The organism is Gaiella occulta (assembly GCF_003351045.1).
GTDB lineage: Bacteria > Actinomycetota > Thermoleophilia > Gaiellales > Gaiellaceae > Gaiella > Gaiella occulta.
On the sequence record NZ_QQZY01000003.1, the window covers coordinates 119,718 to 135,856 of the forward strand.

The window sequence follows — 16,139 nt, forward strand, 5'->3', positions numbered from 1 at the left end:
ACGTGGGATAAAGCGCCCTAGAATGGGACACTGGTCCATCCACAGAACGGTTCGCGGCCTGTCTCGCGCCGCAACTTCCGTGCGCAGATCACGTCGCAAGCAGGTGCGGGTCAAGATTCCACGATGAAGGGAGGGAGTTGCATGGATCGCGAGGAGATGAGGCGTCTCGACGCCTATCGGTTCTCCCAGGCTGGCCCCCTGGAGAACGATCTGATCGACGAGTTCGCCGAGGGCGGCATGGACCGCCAGGAGTTCATCAAGCGGGCGACGGTGCTCGGCCTGTCCGTCGGCGTGATCGGGTCGGCGCTTGCCGCCCTCGATGCGCCGCTGGCGTTCGCTGCCCCCGCCGCCGCGAAGGCGGGCGGCCGCCTGCGTGTGGGCATCATTCCGCCGCCCACGAAGGACGTGGAGCCGTACACACTCGCCGACCAGGGTGGCCTCGAGACGGCCGGCATCGCCGGAGAGTTCCTCACGCGGGCAACGCAGACGCTCACACTCCAGCCCGAGCTCGCGCTCAGCTGGAAGCCGAACGCGAATGCGACGGTGTGGACGTTCAAGCTGCGACCGAACGTGAAGTTCCAGACCGGTGAGGCGTTCGGCGCCGACGATGTCGTCGCTACCTACAACCGCCTCGTCGGGCCGGACTCGGGAGCTCTCTCGGCGTTCAAGGGGGTGCTCTCCACCGGTGGCGTCAAGGCGATCGACAACCTCACGGTGCAGTTCACGCTCGACGCTCCGACGGCGAGCTTCCCGTACCTCACAAGCTCGACGACCTACCAGGCGATCATCCTTCCAAAGGACTACAAGGTCGGCAGCTACACGAAGATCTCGCCCGTCACGGGGGCGTTCCGGCTCACCTCGTACACGCCGGGTGTCGGGGCGAAGTACGACCGCAATCCCGGCTGGTGGGGCGGGAAGTCCCCGCTCGACGGCGTCGACGCCACGTACTACAGCGACGACGCGGCTGTCATCTCGGCATTGCTCGGAAACCAGATCGACCTGGTCGGACAGGTGCAGTTCGCGACCGGTCGCGCCCTCTTCAACAACCCGAACGTACAGATCTTCTCGACGCGAGGAGCCACGCATCGACAGGTGCCGATGCGGGTGAACCTGAACAACCCGCTCAAGGATCGTCGCGTACGGCAGGCGATCGCACTGACGCTCGACCGGCCGGGGATCGTCAAGACGCTCTTCAACGGCTTCGCCGACATCGGCAACGACTCGCCGTTCGCGCCGGTGTATCCGTCGACGAATCGGAAGGTGCCGCAGAGGGTCAAGAATCTCGCCAAGGCAAAGGCGCTGCTCGCCGCCGCCGGCTATCCACGTGGGTTCAAGATCACGCTCACCACGGAGAAGGTGGGCGAGATCCCGCAGCTCGCACAGATCATCCAGCGGTCCGTGAAGGCGATCGGGATCGACATGAAGATCGTCCTGCTGACGGCGACGCAGTACTTCGACGGTACCCAGGATGGACCGCCCACCGGATACGGGAACACTCCGTGGCTGAACACCCCGATGAACATCACCGACTGGGGCCATCGCTCGGTGCCGAACGTGTTCCTCACAGCCGCGATCAAGTCGCGTGGCGTGTGGAACGCCGCCCAGTACAAGAACCCGAAGCTCGATCGCGTGATCGACAGGTTCCTCGGTGCGATCGCGGCCTCGGACCAGCGGAAGTTCGCGGGCCAGATCCAGGACACGCTGCTGCGTGACACACCTGTGATCTTCCCGTACTTCTACAACTACCTCGCCGCCGGCTCGAAGAAGGTGAAGGGATACAAGGCCGACGCGCTCGGCCAGGTCTACCTGAGCCGGACGTCGCTGGCGTAGACCTCCTGTCGCCGCCGGGGCATGCACGCCCCGGCGGCGACTCTTTCATCGTCTCGTCCCGAGGAGTCAGACCCCATCGCCCGGTTCCTGCTCAAGCGGCTCGGCCTTGCGCTCGCCACGCTCTTCCTGCTCAGCGTGATCGTGTTCGCGGCGGCGCAGTTGCTGCCCGGTGACGTGGGTCGCAATGTGCTCGGGCCCTTCGCGAGCCAGCAGCAGGTCGACCGGCTGAACCACGAGCTTGGAGTCGACCGGCCGATCGTCGTGCAGTACGGTGACTGGATCAGCCGTTTCGTCCGTGGTGACCTCGGCGACTCACTCCAGTACAAGGAGCCCGTCTGGGGCCTGCTCGGTCCGGCGCTCGGCAACTCGCTCAAGCTTGCCGCCGTCGCCTTCGTGCTTCTCGTCCCGCTCAGCATCCTCGGTGGAGTCGTTGCCGCCTTACGCCGCGGGCGGCTGGTCGACCGCATGATCACGATTACGGGGCTCTCGCTCACGTCCATTCCCGAGTTCGTGACCGCGATCGTGCTCATCCTCATGATCGGCATCTGGCTGAAGTGGCTGCCGGTCACGGCGACCGCGCCGGAGGGCGCGAATATCGTGACGCAGGTGAAGTACCTGCTGCTTCCGAGCCTCGCGCTCGTCGCCGTGTTGTTCGGGTACGTCGCCCGCATCACGCGCGCGAGCGTGATCGAGGCTGTCGACGCCGACTACACGCGTACCGCGTACCTGAAGGGGCTCGACGGGAGGCACGTCATGACCCGGCACGTGCTGCGGAACTCGCTCTTGCCGACGATCGCGGTCGTGGCGACCCAGGTCGGGTACCTGATCGGCGGCCTGCTGGTGATCGAGAAGCTGTTCAACTACAACGGCATCGGCCAGCGCATCTACGTCGCAGCGCAGAACAAGGACTTCGTGATGCTGCAGGACGGCGTCCTCATCGTTGGCATCGTCTACCTCGTCGCGACGCTTCTCGCCGACATCCTCTACTCGCTGCTCAATCCGCGCATTCGCTTCGGCGGCGTCGAGTGAGTGGGCCGATCGGGGACATCGGGCCGGTGCCGTCTGAGATCCACGTCCCCCCGTCGGCCGGACGCTCCCACGAAGCACGCCAGGCTCGCCGCGAGACGCTCGGCCAGCTTGTGCGCTCGAAGACCTTCGTCGTCGGTATGGCGATCGTCGGATTCTGGGTGTTCTGGGCGATCGCCGGCTCCCGCTTGACGCCGCACGACCCGCTCGCACAGGGCGAGGAGATCCTCGTCAGGCCCGGCAGCTCCGGTCACTGGCTCGGCACCGACCAGCTCGGCCGCGACGTGCTCTCGCGTGTGCTAGCCGGCGCGACGGACGTGATGAAGGTGGCGCCGCTCGCCACCCTGCTCGGCATCGTCGGCGGCACGATCGTCGGGCTCGTCACCGGCTACTTCCGCGGCGTCGTCGACGACGTCGTGAGCCGGATCATCGATGCGGTGCTCGCGCTCCCGTTGATCGTGATCGCCGTCACCGCGCTCGTCGCGCTCGGCAGCTCGAACTGGACGCTGATCGTCGTCATCGGCGTCGTGTTCACGCCGATCGTCGGGCGCACCGTGCGCGCGTCCGTGCTCGGCGAGCGCGAGCTCGACTATGTCGCCGCCGCGCGCCTGCGCGGGGAGCGCGCGCCGTACGTGATGTTCACCGAGATCCTTCCGAACGTGATGGGCCCGATTATCGTCGAGGCGACCGTCCGCCTCGGGTATGCGATCTTCGCGGTCGCCGGCCTGACCTTCCTCGGCTTCGGCGTGCAGCCGCCCTCGCCCGACTGGTCGCTGCAGATCAGTGACAACTACACGCTGCTCGCATCGGGCCAGTACTGGTGGACGGTGCTGTTTCCTTCGCTCGCGATCGCCACGCTGATCGTCGGCGTCAACCTCATCGCCGACGGACTGCAGCAGGTGGTCGACCGGTGACCGAGCTGGCCACCCACGTCGAACACGCTCCGCTCGCGCTCGAGCTCGAGGGCCTCGACGTCGTCTACAACGTGCGCGGGCGCGACCGGCAGGTCCTGCGCGGCGTCTCGCTCGAGGTGAAGCGCGGCGAGGCGTACGGACTCGTGGGCGAGTCCGGCTGCGGCAAGTCGACCGCAGCGCTCGCCATCGTCAACTACCTGCCCCGGAACGGGCGGGTGCGCTCGGGCCGCCTGCGCATCGACGGCCGCGACGCGCTCTCCCTCACCGAGGCGCAACTGCGCAAGCTGCGCTCCGAGTCCGTCTCGATGGTGTACCAGAATCCCGGCACCGCCTTGAACCCCTCGATCCGCATCGGCAAGCAGGTCGCCGAGGTGTTCCGCATCCGGGGCAACGGCCGTGACGAGGCGACCGACCTCGCCAGGCATGCCCTCGAGCGGGTGCAGATCGCCGATCCCGGATCGGTGATGGGCCGCTACCCGCACCAGCTCTCGGGCGGCATGCAGCAGCGCGTCGTGATCGCGATGGCCCTCGCGACCGAGCCCGCGCTTCTCATCCTCGACGAGCCCACGACCGGTCTCGACGCGACGGTCGAGGCGGAGGTGCTCGACCTCGTGGCGCGCCTCCAGGCCGAGCTGCGTACGTCGGTGCTCTTCATCAGCCACAACCTCGGGATCATCCGCAAGATGTGCGACCGCGTCGGCGTGCTCTACGCCGGCCGCCTGGTCGAGGAGGGCGACACCGAGACGGTGCTGCGCGATCCACGGCACCCGTACACCGTAGGCCTGCTGCGCTGCGTGCCGCGCGGCGGTGTGCGCAAGGATCACGGCAGGCTCGACACGATCCCCGGCTTCATGCCGAACGTCGGCGAGGAGCTCCCCGGGTGCGTCTTCGTCGGTCGCTGCACGCTCGCCGAGGAGCGCTGCCACATGGAGGAGCCGCCGGTGCAGCTCACCACGGACGCTCACATGAGCCGCTGCTTCTTCAGCGACCGCGCGCAGTCGCTGCCCCGCGAGTCGGCGGCCGAGCTCGCGCTGCCTGCGGTTGACCGAGGCGCTGCGCCGCTGCTGCAGTTCGACGACCTCGGCAAGGTGTTCCGGCAGGCGGGCCACGACGTGCACGCCCTCGTCGGCGTCTCGGCCGCCATCTGGCCGGGAGAGACGCTCGGCCTCGTCGGCGAGTCCGGAAGCGGCAAGACGACGCTCGCGCGCACGCTGCTCGGCATCCTGCAGCCGACCTCGGGGGCCGTCCTGCTCGAGGGCCGCGAGCTCGGAGGCGCGCTCGGCAAGCGCACCGGTGACGATCTGCGCTCGCTGCAGATCGTGTTCCAGAACCCCGATTCGGCCCTCAACCGCCGCCACCAGGTGCGCCGCATCCTGCGCCGCGCGCTGAAGAAGCTCGCGGGGATCACCGGCGGAGCGGCCGAGGAGAGGATGCTCGAGCTCATGCGCTCCGTCCGGCTGGCGGAGCGCTACGTGAGTGCGCGCCCGAGCTCGCTCTCCGGCGGCCTCAAGCAGCGGCTTGCAATCGCGCGCGCGTTCGCGGGCGACCCGAAGCTCGTGGTCTGCGACGAGCCGACCTCTGCGCTCGACGTGTCCGTCCAGGCGGCGATCCTGAACCTGCTCGTCGAGCTGCAGGCGCAGCAGGGCGTGTCGTACCTCTTCATCTCGCACGACCTCGGCGTCGTCCGCTACATCTCCGACCGCATCGCCGTGCTCTACCTCGGTCGGCTGATGGAGCTCGGCCCGTCGGAGGCGGTCTTCTCCGGGCCGCACCACCCCTACACGGAGGCCCTCCTGTCCGCCGTTCCCACGGTCGACGGCGCGGAGCGCGAACGCATCCGGCTCGAAGGCGACATCCCGAGCGCAGCCTCCCCGCCCACCGGCTGCGTCTTCCACACGCGCTGCCCGCGCCGGCTCGGGGCGATCTGCGACGAGGTCGAGCCCCCGCTCGTCGAGGTCGAGGAGGGTCACCTGATGCGCTGCCACATCTCGCTCGAGGAGCTCCGTTCCCTGCAGGCTGCGGGCGCGCCGCCGGCGCGCCGGGAGGTGAAGGTATGAAGATCCGCGCTGCCGTGCTCGAGCGCACGGGCGGCCCCCACGCCGTGCAGGAGCTCGACCTCGCGCCGCCGGGCGCGGGCGAGGTGCTCGTGCGCCTCGGCGCCTCCGGCGTCTGCCATTCCGACTACAACGCGATCGACGGCACCGCCGAGACCCGCTGTCCCGCGGTCCTCGGCCACGAGGGCGCCGGCGTCGTCGAGGCGGTTGGCGACGGGGTCGTGCGCGTCCGCGTGGGCGACCACGTGGCGTTGTCGTGGGCGCCGTGGTGCGGGACGTGCAGCGAGTGCACGCGCGATCTCCCATGGCTCTGCTCGACCGCCTGGCCCGCGATGGGCACGGGCGGCCTCATGGACGGCACGACGCGCCTGTCGCGCGACGGCGAGCCCGTATACCACTATTCGTTCCTCTCGACCTTCGCAGAGGCGTGTGTGGTGCCGGAGAAATGCTGCGTGCCGATCGCGAAGGACATCCCGTTCGACGTCGCAGGGCTCGTCGGCTGCGCCGTGACGACGGGCGTCGGGTCGGTGTGGCGGACGGCGGGCGTGCAACCGGGCGACCGGGTCGCGGTGATCGGCTGCGGCGGTGTCGGGCTGTCGGCGCTGATGGCGGCCGTCGCGGTCGGCGCCGAGCCCGTCGTCGCCGTCGACGCCGCACCTCCGAAGCTCGAGGTCGCGCGCTCGTTCGGTGCCGCCGCGGGGGTGCTGTGGGCCGGGAGCGCCGAGGCGACGGCCGAGGCCGTGCGCGAGGCCTCGGGCGGCGGCGTCGACTACGCGATCGAGGCCACCGGGCGCTCGGAGGCGATGCTCGCGGCCTACCTGTCGCTGCGGCCGCGCGGCGCGGCCGTGCTCATCGGGATTCCGCGCGCAGACGCCGTGTTGCCGCTGCCGGCGCTCACGATCCCGCGCAGCGAGCGCCGCGTGCTCGGCTCGATCTACGGCTCGTCGAAGCCGGAGCGCGACTTCCCGCTCACCCTCGACCTGTACCGCTCGGGGCGGTTGCCTCTCGACCGGCTCGTGTCGCACCGGCTGCCGCTCGACGAGGTCGAGCAGGCATTCGCGCTCATGAAGACGGGCGATGCGCTCCGCGTCGTCCTCGACCTCACGACCTGACAAGGAGCAAGATGGATCTGCACGAACTCGACGGCCGCGTCGGCGAAGGCTGGGGCGGAGCGGCGCCGAACGGCAGCCACGTGAACGTCGTCCTCGCCCGGCGCGGCAGCCCCACGGCGGCCGCGGCGGTCGGCATGCTCGCGCACCCCTCGCCCGGCCATACGCCGGTGCTGTGCTGCGTGGGGCCGACCCCGCAGGAGTACGAGCCGATCTGGCCGCCGACGCTGATGATGAACAAGGCGACCGCGCTCGAGGAGGGCCACCAGACGATCACATGGGGCGCGGCGCAGCTCGGGATCGGGCAGGGCGTGCTCGACGCCGTCGCCGACGGGCTGATCGAGGCGTCCGGCGACCTGATCGTGCTCGTCGCCGTCTGGGTCGATCCGCACGCGCACGACGAGACAGCCGTGCGCGAGTCCAACCGCACGGCCGTGCGCAAGGCGCTTGCGACCTGTGTCCACGGACGCGACCCGCACGCCGCCGCACGGCTCGTGGCCGAGCGCGACTCGCTCACGAGCCCGTTCTACAGCGGCAGCTGATGCGCATCACCGCCGTCGAGGCCAGGCGCTACCGCGTGCCCTTCGACCCTCCGTTCCGCGCTGCCTGGGATCCCGTCCCGCGCCTGCACCAGGACGCGACGCTCGTCGGCGTGCACACCGACGACGGCTTCACGGGCTGGGCGAGCGGCGGTCATCTGCCCGACCACGAGCAGCTCGAGGCGTTCCTCGTCGGGCTCGACCCGTTCCGCACCGAGCTCGTGCGCGATCTCGAGGAGACGGTCGACTTCCACGGCGGACGGCCGTGGACGGTCGAAGCCGCCGTCTGGGACGTGCTCGGCAAGGCGACCGGGCAACCGGTGTGGAAGCTGCTCGGCGGCCGCTCGGAGAGGCTGCTCGCGTATGCGTCGAGTGGCGAGCTCGTCGAGCCGGCCGAGCGTGCCGCACGCTGCGTCTCCCTCCGCGACGCCGGCGTCAAGGCGGTCAAGATCCGCTTCCACCACCCCGACTGGCGCGACGACGTGGCCGTCGTGAAGGCGGTGCGCGAGGCGGTCGGGCGCGAGCTGCAGATCTTGGTCGACGCGAACCAGGGCTGGCGCATGCCCGGCGACCTCGAGCCCCGCTGGGACGTCGCCACGGCGGCACAGGTCGCGCGCGCGCTCGAGCCGCTCGGCGTCTACTGGCTCGAAGAGCCGCTCGCCACCGACGACCTGGACGGGTACGCCGCCCTGCGGCGGCTCACGACGCTCCGGCTCGCCGCCGGCGAGATGGTGCGCTCGGCGCAGGAGGCGCGCGATCTGCTGCTCCGCGGACACATCGACGTGCTGCAGGCCGACGTGGTGCTGTCGCTCGGCATCGGCGGCTGCCGCCGCGTCGCGGCTCTCGCCGACCTGTCGGGACGCGCCTGGTCTCCGCACACCTGGTCGAACGGCTACGGCCTGCTCGTGAACCTGCACGCGGCGCTCGCGTTCTCGACGGTTCCCTACGTGGAGGTGCCGTACGACCCGCCTGCGTGGTCGGCAGAGCGCCGCGACTGGCTGCTGCCGGCGCCGATCGCGATCGGCGCCGACGGCACGATCGCGCCGCCTGCCGGTCCCGGCCTCGGCGTCGAACCCGATCTCGACCGGCTCGAAGAATGGAGGATCGACTGATGCGCATACGTGCCGCGGTGCTGCACCGCCCGGGGCAGCCGCTTTCCGTCGAGGAGGTGGAGCTCGACGGGCCGAAGGCCGGCGAGGTGCTCGTGCGCGTGGCGGCGGCGGGCGTCTGCCACTCCGATGTGCACCTCGCGGACGGTGCGCTCGGCGAGGGCCGCTGGCCGATGGTGCTGGGCCACGAGGGCGCCGGCATCGTCGAGGCGGTCGGCGACGGCGTCACGCATGTCGCGCCCGGCGATCCGGTCGGCTTCTCGTTCGTTCCGTCGTGCCGTGCCTGTCCGGCGTGCCTGGCCGGGCGCTTCAACATGTGCGCGCCCGCGGGCGAGAACGGTGCGCGCGGCACGTTGATGGACGGCACCTCGCGGCTGCACCTTGCGGACGGCACCGTCCTGCAGCACGGGCTCATGACAGCGTGCTTCGCCGAGCACACGGTCGTCGACGCACACGGCGCGGTGCCGCTGCCGCGCGAGCTGCCGCTGTGGCAGGCGGCGCTGCTCGGGTGCGGCGTCATGACGGGCTTCGGTGCCGTGCGCAACGTCGGTCGCGTCGGCCCGGGCGACAGCGTCTGCGTGATCGGGTGCGGCGGCGTCGGCCTGCAGGTCGTGGCCGCGGCCGCGCTTGCCGGGGCCGATCCCATCATCGCCGTCGACCGCGATCCCGCCAAGCTCGAGATCGCGCGCCGTCGGGGGGCGACGCACACCGTCGACGCCTCGAGGGAGGAGCCGCTTGAGCGTGTGCGCGAGCAGAGTGGAGGTGGGGTCGACCATGCGTTCGAGGTCGTCGGCCGGCCCGAGACGATGCGGATGGCGTGGGAGGTGTTGCGGCCTGCGGCGACTGCGGTCGTCGTCGGGCTCGCGCCCGCGGGCGTCGAGGTGTCGCTGCCTGCGATCGACTTCCTCTCCGACAAGGGCATTCGCGGCTCGTACTACGGCTCCGGCGACCCGGCCGCCGACTTGCCGCAGCTCGCGCAGCTCGCCGTGAGCGGCGCCCTCGACCTCGCCGAGGTGGTCACGCACGTGACCGGCCTCGACGGCGTCAACGACGCGCTCGAACGCCTGCGCCGTGGTGAGGGCGCGCGTACCGTCCTCGTGCTGGACGCCGGTCTCGCCGGCGCCCCCGAGCCTCGCTAGTGCGCCGTCTGCAAACGCAGCAAGCATCGGGTGCGGCGTCTCGCAACAAGGCTTTCCGGTGGAATGTTGCGAGACGCCGCACCCGACGAGGAGCCGATGACGACGACACGGCGTGTGCCGCCGCCCGCCGCCCGAGTCCGGATCCGACGCCGGAGGGAGAGCGCAGGCGCGCCTTCGGTTGATCACGGTTGCTCATGCGCTCGCCGCCGGACGGCCGCTTGAATGGGGCACGTGCCGCCCATCGGCTTCCGGCTCCTGGCGCTCGCCTCGGCGCTCTCCGCCTGGGCTCTCGTCGCGGTCGGCGACGTCGTGCGGGTGACCGAGTCCGGGCTCGGCTGCCCGGACTGGCCGCTCTGCGAGGGAGGCGTCGTTCCCGGCGAGCGCCGGGCCCCGGTGATCGAGTACAGCCACCGCGCGACGGCCGCCGTCGTCGCCATCCTCGTCGTCGCGACCGCGTTGCGGGCCCTGCGCCGTCGCGGCCCCCTGCTCGCCGGCGTGCTGCCGGCGGCGGCAGCGGCGGCACAGGTGCCGATCGGCATCGCCCTCGTGCTCACCTCCGACAGATCGGACGCCCACAGCGCGCTCGAGATGCTGCACGTCGCAGGGGCGGGGGCCGTGTGGGCGTCGCTCGTCGGCCTCGCGACGGCCGTGGGGCGGGCGCCGCTGCGTGGAGCCCGCGCGGGATCGCAGGCGCGCCCGGCGCCCGCAGCCCTCTCCTGAGAGCAGGCGCGGCTCAGCCGTCGGGCTCGTACGCGCAGGCGGGATCCTCCGCGAGCGCGTCGCCGGCGGCGGCGAAGGCACGGGCACGTGAGCCGCCGCACAGCGTCCGGTACTCGCAGCGCCCGCACTTGCCGTGGAAGCGCGCGGCACGGATGTCCTGCAGCAGCGGATGGTCGCGGTAGATGCCCGCCACGTCGTCGCGCTTGACGTTCCCGAGCGCGATGGGCAGGAATCCGGCGGGGTACACGTCTCCGGTCGCCGACACGAAGAGGATGCCGCGACCGTCGCGCGTTCCCTTCGTCTGCGCCTTCGACGGCGATGTCGGCGGACCGAGCTCGTCGACGAGCTCGGCCTGCAGCCGCTCGTAGAGAGGGCCGCGGCGCTGGCCGGGGCGCTCCGTCTCCCGCCAGGCGACGACGCGACGGAACATCGGCCCTTCCACCGTCCGCACGACGAACCCGTAGCGGGAGGCGTCGTAGAGGAACTGGCATACATCCTCGTTCTCGGCCGGGCCGAGCGCGCCCAGGGCCGTGCCGCGTCCCACCGGCACGAGGAAGAACACCTCCCAGATCGACGCTCCGGCGTCGCGCACGATGCGCGCGATGCGGGGCAACTCGTGGACGTTGTCGTGCGTGACGGCCGTGTTGACCTGGATCACGAACCGATGCGCGCGGAGACGGCACAGGGCGGACAGCGTCTCCGCGAAGTGGCCGTCGACCCGGCGCATCCCCTCGTGCGTCGCCGCGCTCGCGCCGTCCAGGCTCACCGAGACGGCCTTGACGCCCAGCGTCCGACAGGCGGCGAGCCGCTCGTCGGTGAGCAGCGGCGTCACGCTGGGGGCGAGAGCGACGGGGACGCCGACCTCTCGCGCATGGGCGATGAGCGTGGGCAGGTCGGGGCGCATGAGCGCGTCTCCGCCGGTGATGACGAGAACCGGCGCCGGCCGGCCGAAGGCGGTGAGCGAGTCGAGGAAGCGCGTCGCCTCGCTCGGCGTCAGCTCCCCGGGAACCGGAAGCGGCTGCGCCTCGGCGCGGCAGTGCCGGCAGGCGAGCAGGCACGCTCGCGTCGATTCCCAGAAGACGAGGATGGGCCGACGGTCGAGATCGATGCGCGAGCGGGCGCCGGGCGCGGATGCAGGAGAGGCCACCCTCGTAAACGTCATCGCGCGGGCGCTGCCGCGCATCCGCGCGGACGACGATCCGCGCTGCGGTAAAGCCGCAGACGGAGCGCGAGGGGCGCGTCTACGCCACGAGGGCGACGGCGTCGGCGCCCGCCTCGTGGCAGTCGCGGCAGCGCGCCTCGTACTGCTCGGCGGCGCCGACGACGACGGTATCGCCGGAGTAGGGGGCGGGACGGCCGTCGACGAGGCGCTGCGTCGTCGTCGCGGTGCCGCCGCAGCGGTGGCAGACGGCTTGCAGCTTGTCGACGAACTCCGCGTGGGCGAGCAGCTCGGGCATGACGCCGAACGGCAGGCGGCGGAAGTCCTGGTCGAGGCCCGAGATGATGACGCGGAGGCCGCGGTCGGCGAGGTCGAGCGCGGCCGCGACGATCGACTCGTCGAAGAACTGCACCTCGTCGATGCCGACGACGTCGTACGCGGCCGCCCGTGCGGTGAGCTCGGGGACGCTCTCGACGGCGGCCGCGCGCATGCTTGCGCCCGCGTGGGAGACGACGTCCGTGGCGTCGTAGCGGTCATCGATGCGGGGCTTGAAGATGACGACGCGCTGGCCGGCGATCTCGGCGCGGCGGAGCCGTCTGATCATCTCCTCGCTCTTGCCGGAGAACATCGGCCCGCAGATCACCTCGAGCCAGCCGCCGCGCTGTGGGGGGATGCGGATCACGGTCTCGCGATCGTAGATCCGGCGTCGGCCGGACAGCGCGGCGACGCGATCTTCGCTAGGGTGCACGGGCCTGCGCAAGCGGCTCTTGCCCTGAGAGGGTAGGGGTCTGCGCCTGCGAGCCCCTGCTACACTGCGGGACCGCTCGGCGGCGTAGCTCAGCTGGTTAGAGCAGCGGAATCATAATCCGCGTGTCGTAGGTTCGAGTCCTACCGCCGCTACCTCGCACGCCCTTTCCCACCCACACTGACGAGAAGAAGAGATGGCCACCGGAGTCCGAGTCGCGATCACGCTCGCCTGCACGGAGTGCAAGCGGCGCAACTACCAGACACAGAAGTCGAAGCGGAACTCACCCGACCGGGTCGAGTTCAAGAAGTACTGCCGCTGGTGCGGCTCCCACACGATCCACCGGGAGACGCGCTAGGTGTCAGGCGAGACCCGCAGGCAGCGACGCGACGCGCGCCGCGCGGCCGGCGAGCAGCCCGCGGCGCCGCGTGGCGGGGTACCGGCCCCCGCGCGGGCCGGCGCGGACGCCTCGTCGGGCTCGGTCGCGCCGCTCGAGCGCGCACGGCGCGGCGGCTTCTTGCGCGAGTCGTGGGCCGAGCTGCGCAAGGTCGACTGGCCGACCCGCCCGCAGGTGATCCAGGGCACGGTCGTCGTGCTCGTCGCCTGCGCGATCGTGGGCGCCTACCTCTGGGGTGCGGATCAGGTGCTGCGCCCCTTCGTCCGCGACGTTCTCCTGGGTCAGTGAGGCCGAGATGTTCCACTGGTACGTGATCAACACCTATTCCGGGCACGAGAACAAGGTCAAGGCCAATCTCGAGCACCGCATCGTCTCGATGAACCAGCAGCCGCGCTTCCGGCGCGTGGTCGTCCCGACGGAGCAGGTGATCGAGACGAAGGACGGCCAGAAGGTGCAGGTCGAGAAGCGCGTGCTGCCGGGATACGTGCTCGTGAACATGGATCTCAGCGACGAGGCGTGGACGGTGGTGAAGGGCACCCCCGGCGTGACCGGCTTCGTCGGCGCCGGTGCCAAGCCCGTGCCGCTCTCGCAGGGCGAGGTCGACCGCATCCTGCATACGGCCGGCTCGGCCGGCGTGCCCGCCGCCAAGTCGCAGGCGCAGTTCTCTCTCGGCGAGTCGGTGAAGGTGACGTCCGGCCCGCTCTCCGACTTCGACGGCGAGATCGTCGACGTCAACCCCGACGCGCAGAAGCTGAAGGTGCTCGTGGACATCTTCGAGCGCCAGGTTCCGGTCGAGCTCGGCTTCGACCAGGTGAAGAAGATCGACTAGAGACGGAGGGCGAGGCATGCCTCGCCCGCTGGTACGGCACGCGATAGAACCATCGACAAGACGGGAGGAGGGGCGAGCAGCCCCGTCGGCACTCACGCATATGGCAAAGAAAGTCCTCACACTCATCAAGCTCCAGATCCCGGGCGGCCAGGCCAACCCGGCGCCTCCGGTCGGTCCGGCGCTGGGCCAGCACGGGGTCAACATCGTGGAGTTCACGAAGGCGTTCAACGCCCAGACGGCGCACGAGAACGGCCGCATCATCCCGGTCGAGATCACGGTCTACGAGGACCGCTCGTTCTCGTTCATCACCAAGACTCCGCCCGCGGCGGTGCTGATCAAGGAAGCCCTGAACATCCAGTCGGGCTCCGCCGAGCCGAACCGCACCAAGGTCGGCAAGCTCACGCAGGCCCAGCTGCGCTCGATCGCGGAGACGAAGATGCCCGACCTGAACGCGAACGACGTCGAGCAGGCGATGAAGGTGATCGCCGGCACGGCACGTTCGATGGGCGTGGAGGTGGTGGAAGCGTGAGCGGCCACGGGAAGCGGTACGAGGCGGCGCGCGCGAGGATCGACCGCGAGGCGCTGTACTCGCCCGCGGAGGCGATCAGGCTCCTCAAGGAGATCGAGGGCGCACGCTTCGACGAGAGCGTCGAGGCGCACTTCCGCCTCGGGCTCAACGTTCGTCACGCCGACGAGCAGCTGCGCGGCACGCTGATGCTGCCGCACGGCACCGGCCGCGTCACGCGCGTCGCGGTCTTCGCCGAGGGCGACAAGGCGCGCGAGGCCGAGGAGGCGGGCGCCGACATCGTCGGCTCGGCCGACCTCGCGGCGAGGGTCGAGGGCGGCTTCGTCGACTTCGACGTCGCGATCGCGACGCCCGACCAGATGGGCAACGTCGGCAAGCTCGGGCGCGTGCTCGGCCCCCGCGGCCTGATGCCGAACCCCAAGACCGGCACCGTCACGTTCGACGTCGCCAAGGCGGTGCAGGATGCGAAGGCGGGCAAGCTCGAGTACCGCACCGACCGCGGCGCGAACGTGCACGTGACGATCGGCAAGCGGAGCTTCGACGAGAGGGCGCTGCTCGAGAACTACGCCACGCTCGTCGAGGAGATCGTGCGCGCCAAGCCCGCCGCCTCGAAGGGTCGCTACATCAAGGCCATCACCCTGACGACGACGATGGGCCCGGGCCTGCACGTCGACCCGACGCGCACGCGCGGCATTCTCGAGGACCTCGAGCAGGAGGCCGTTCCGGCATGAGTGAGCCGGCGCGGCGGGCCTCGGCCCGCCGCGCCGGACGTTGTTCGACCCACAAGCCCGTCGCCGAAGACCGCCGGCAGCCCTCGAACGAGGGCGGAAGCCCGGCCGAGGTGGCCTCGCAGCGTTGACCGGCACATCGCCGCTCCTCCTTCGAGCCCGCCTCCGCGGGCTCGAAGCGTGAGAGAGGAGGTGGAGGATGCACAAAGCTGACAAGCAGCAGGTGGTGGAGGAGCTGACCGAGCGACTGCGCTCGGCGGACGCGCTCATCGTGGCCGACTACCGCGGCCTGACGAACAGCCAGCTGTCGCGGCTTCGCACCGAGCTCGTCGAGCACGGCGCGAAGCTGACGGTGGTGAAGAACACGCTGACGCGGCGTGCCGCCGAGGCCGCGGGCGCCGACGCGTTGCTCGCCATGCTCGAAGGCCCGACCGCGATCGCGTTCGTCGAGGCCGAGGGCAACCCCGTCGGGGTCGCCAAGGCGCTCAGCGACGCCGCCAGGGAGACGAAGATCCTGACGCTCCGCGGCGGCGTGCTGGCCGGCAAGACGATCAGCAACGCCGACGTCGAGAGCCTTGCCAAGCTGCCGCCGCTCGAGGTGCTGCAGGCCCAGCTCGTGGGCGTGATCGTGGCGCCGCTGACCCAGCTCGTGGCGCTTCTCGACGCGCCGTTGCGGAACCTCGTCGGGCTCATCGACGCACGTATCGAGCAGCTCGGCGGTTCCGCCGCGGCGGAGGCGCCGGGAGGAGACGACGCGGAGGAGCCGGCCGAGGAGCAGGCGGCGGGTGCCGAAGATGCGGACATGGATCGGGCGGAGTCCGCGCAGGCGGAATCCCCTGCCGAGAACATCGAACCTGAGACGAACGAGGAGGAGTAGGAAACATGGCTACGGACACCGCGAAGGTGCTCGAGACGCTCGGCAAGATGACCGTGCTCGAGCTCGTGGAGCTGAAGAACGCGATCGAGGAGGAGTGGGGCGTGACCGCCGCCGCTCCGGTCGCGGTCGCTGCGGCCGCCCCGGCGGGCGGCGGCGGCGACGGTGCGGCGGAGGAGGAGAAGGACTCCTTCGACGTCGTCCTCACGGGAGCGGGCGACAAGAAGATCCAGGTGATCAAGGTCGTGCGCGCGATCACCGGACTCGGTCTGAAGGAGGCGAAGGATCTCGTCGACGGTGCCCCGAACGCGGTCAAGGAGGGCGTCACCAAGGACGAGGCCGAGAAGATGAAGGCGGAGCTCGAGGAGGCAGGCGCGTCCGTCGAGTTGAAGTAGCCGGCAGCGGTGCGCCGCGGGGCGATCGGGCGGCCCGATCGCCCCG

General features: G+C 70.7%; 18 protein-coding genes and 1 tRNA gene. 17 read left to right on the forward strand and 2 right to left on the reverse strand.

Annotated features, from left to right (window positions below; all coding sequences use genetic code 11):
- The first annotated feature begins 156 nt into the window (after positions 1 to 156).
- The 9 genes from Gocc_RS07520 to Gocc_RS07560 all read left to right on the forward strand — a co-directional run bounded on the left by Gocc_RS07520 (position 157) and on the right by Gocc_RS07560 (position 10,440).
- Complete coding sequence (locus Gocc_RS07520) at positions 157 to 1,830, forward strand: ABC transporter substrate-binding protein (RefSeq protein ID WP_181813461.1); 1,674 nt, start codon at positions 157 to 159, stop codon at positions 1,828 to 1,830.
- Between the two features lie 21 nt (positions 1,831 to 1,851).
- Positions 1,852 to 2,859: an ABC transporter permease gene (locus tag Gocc_RS07525; RefSeq protein ID WP_181813462.1), complete on the forward strand. Its 1,008-nt coding sequence runs from the start codon at positions 1,852 to 1,854 to the stop codon at positions 2,857 to 2,859.
- A 110-nt stretch (positions 2,860 to 2,969) separates the two neighbouring features.
- Positions 2,970 to 3,770 (forward strand): ABC transporter permease, encoded by an 801-nt coding sequence (locus tag Gocc_RS07530; RefSeq protein WP_220150509.1) that lies wholly within the window; start codon positions 2,970 to 2,972, stop codon positions 3,768 to 3,770.
- Complete coding sequence (locus tag Gocc_RS07535) at positions 3,767 to 5,827, forward strand: dipeptide ABC transporter ATP-binding protein (RefSeq protein ID WP_220150510.1); 2,061 nt, start codon at positions 3,767 to 3,769, stop codon at positions 5,825 to 5,827. The genes Gocc_RS07530 and Gocc_RS07535 overlap by 4 nt, the downstream gene beginning before the upstream one ends.
- The gene (locus Gocc_RS07540; RefSeq protein WP_114795934.1) at positions 5,824 to 6,936 is read left to right on the forward strand and encodes a zinc-binding dehydrogenase; all 1,113 of its coding nucleotides are present in this window, start codon (positions 5,824 to 5,826) and stop codon (positions 6,934 to 6,936) included. The genes Gocc_RS07535 and Gocc_RS07540 overlap by 4 nt, the downstream gene beginning before the upstream one ends.
- Before the next feature lie 11 nt (positions 6,937 to 6,947).
- Positions 6,948 to 7,475: a formaldehyde-activating enzyme gene (locus tag Gocc_RS07545; protein ID WP_114795935.1), complete on the forward strand. Its 528-nt coding sequence runs from the start codon at positions 6,948 to 6,950 to the stop codon at positions 7,473 to 7,475.
- Positions 7,475 to 8,584, forward strand: coding sequence for a mandelate racemase/muconate lactonizing enzyme family protein (locus Gocc_RS07550; protein WP_114795936.1), 1,110 nt, complete (start codon positions 7,475 to 7,477; stop codon positions 8,582 to 8,584). Before Gocc_RS07545 ends, Gocc_RS07550 begins: the two co-directional genes overlap by 1 nt.
- The gene (locus tag Gocc_RS07555; RefSeq protein WP_114795937.1) at positions 8,584 to 9,720 is read left to right on the forward strand and encodes an alcohol dehydrogenase catalytic domain-containing protein; all 1,137 of its coding nucleotides are present in this window, start codon (positions 8,584 to 8,586) and stop codon (positions 9,718 to 9,720) included. The genes Gocc_RS07550 and Gocc_RS07555 overlap by 1 nt, the downstream gene beginning before the upstream one ends.
- Positions 9,721 to 9,951: 231 nt before the next feature.
- Positions 9,952 to 10,440: a COX15/CtaA family protein gene (locus Gocc_RS07560; RefSeq protein WP_181813463.1), complete on the forward strand. Its 489-nt coding sequence runs from the start codon at positions 9,952 to 9,954 to the stop codon at positions 10,438 to 10,440.
- A 13-nt stretch (positions 10,441 to 10,453) separates the two neighbouring features.
- Here Gocc_RS07560 and Gocc_RS07565 read toward each other — a convergent pair whose 3' ends face one another.
- Both Gocc_RS07565 and Gocc_RS07570 read right to left on the reverse strand, forming a co-directional pair.
- Complete coding sequence (locus Gocc_RS07565; RefSeq protein ID WP_220150511.1) at positions 10,454 to 11,587, reverse strand: TIGR04053 family radical SAM/SPASM domain-containing protein; 1,134 nt, start codon at positions 11,585 to 11,587, stop codon at positions 10,454 to 10,456.
- Positions 11,588 to 11,681: 94 nt separating this feature from the next.
- Positions 11,682 to 12,227 (reverse strand): thymidine kinase, encoded by a 546-nt coding sequence (locus Gocc_RS07570; protein ID WP_422717987.1) that lies wholly within the window; start codon positions 12,225 to 12,227, stop codon positions 11,682 to 11,684.
- Positions 12,228 to 12,425: 198 nt separating this feature from the next.
- Between Gocc_RS07570 and Gocc_RS07575 the strand changes: the two genes are divergently transcribed.
- The 8 genes from Gocc_RS07575 to rplL all read left to right on the forward strand — a co-directional run bounded on the left by Gocc_RS07575 (position 12,426) and on the right by rplL (position 16,093).
- Positions 12,426 to 12,499 (forward strand) — tRNA-Met (locus Gocc_RS07575).
- A gap of 41 nt (positions 12,500 to 12,540) precedes the next feature.
- Positions 12,541 to 12,702: a 50S ribosomal protein L33 gene (gene rpmG, locus Gocc_RS07580; protein ID WP_114795939.1), complete on the forward strand. Its 162-nt coding sequence runs from the start codon at positions 12,541 to 12,543 to the stop codon at positions 12,700 to 12,702.
- The gene (secE, locus tag Gocc_RS07585; protein ID WP_114795940.1) at positions 12,703 to 13,029 is read left to right on the forward strand and encodes a preprotein translocase subunit SecE; all 327 of its coding nucleotides are present in this window, start codon (positions 12,703 to 12,705) and stop codon (positions 13,027 to 13,029) included.
- A gap of 7 nt (positions 13,030 to 13,036) precedes the next feature.
- Positions 13,037 to 13,570: a transcription termination/antitermination protein NusG gene (gene nusG / locus Gocc_RS07590; RefSeq protein WP_114795941.1), complete on the forward strand. Its 534-nt coding sequence runs from the start codon at positions 13,037 to 13,039 to the stop codon at positions 13,568 to 13,570.
- 100 nt (positions 13,571 to 13,670) lie between these two features.
- Positions 13,671 to 14,099 (forward strand): 50S ribosomal protein L11, encoded by a 429-nt coding sequence (rplK, locus tag Gocc_RS07595; protein WP_114795942.1) that lies wholly within the window; start codon positions 13,671 to 13,673, stop codon positions 14,097 to 14,099.
- On the forward strand, positions 14,096 to 14,827 hold the full coding sequence (gene rplA, locus Gocc_RS07600) for a 50S ribosomal protein L1 (protein WP_114795943.1): 732 nt from the start codon (positions 14,096 to 14,098) through the stop codon (positions 14,825 to 14,827). Before rplK ends, rplA begins: the two co-directional genes overlap by 4 nt.
- Positions 14,828 to 15,023: 196 nt before the next feature.
- Positions 15,024 to 15,701 carry a 50S ribosomal protein L10 gene (gene rplJ / locus Gocc_RS07605; protein WP_114795944.1) on the forward strand — a complete coding sequence of 226 codons (678 nt, stop codon included), beginning with the start codon at positions 15,024 to 15,026 and terminating at the stop codon, positions 15,699 to 15,701.
- Between the two features lie 5 nt (positions 15,702 to 15,706).
- Positions 15,707 to 16,093 carry a 50S ribosomal protein L7/L12 gene (gene rplL, locus Gocc_RS07610; RefSeq protein ID WP_114795945.1) on the forward strand — a complete coding sequence of 129 codons (387 nt, stop codon included), beginning with the start codon at positions 15,707 to 15,709 and terminating at the stop codon, positions 16,091 to 16,093.
- Positions 16,094 to 16,139 lie beyond the last annotated feature (46 nt).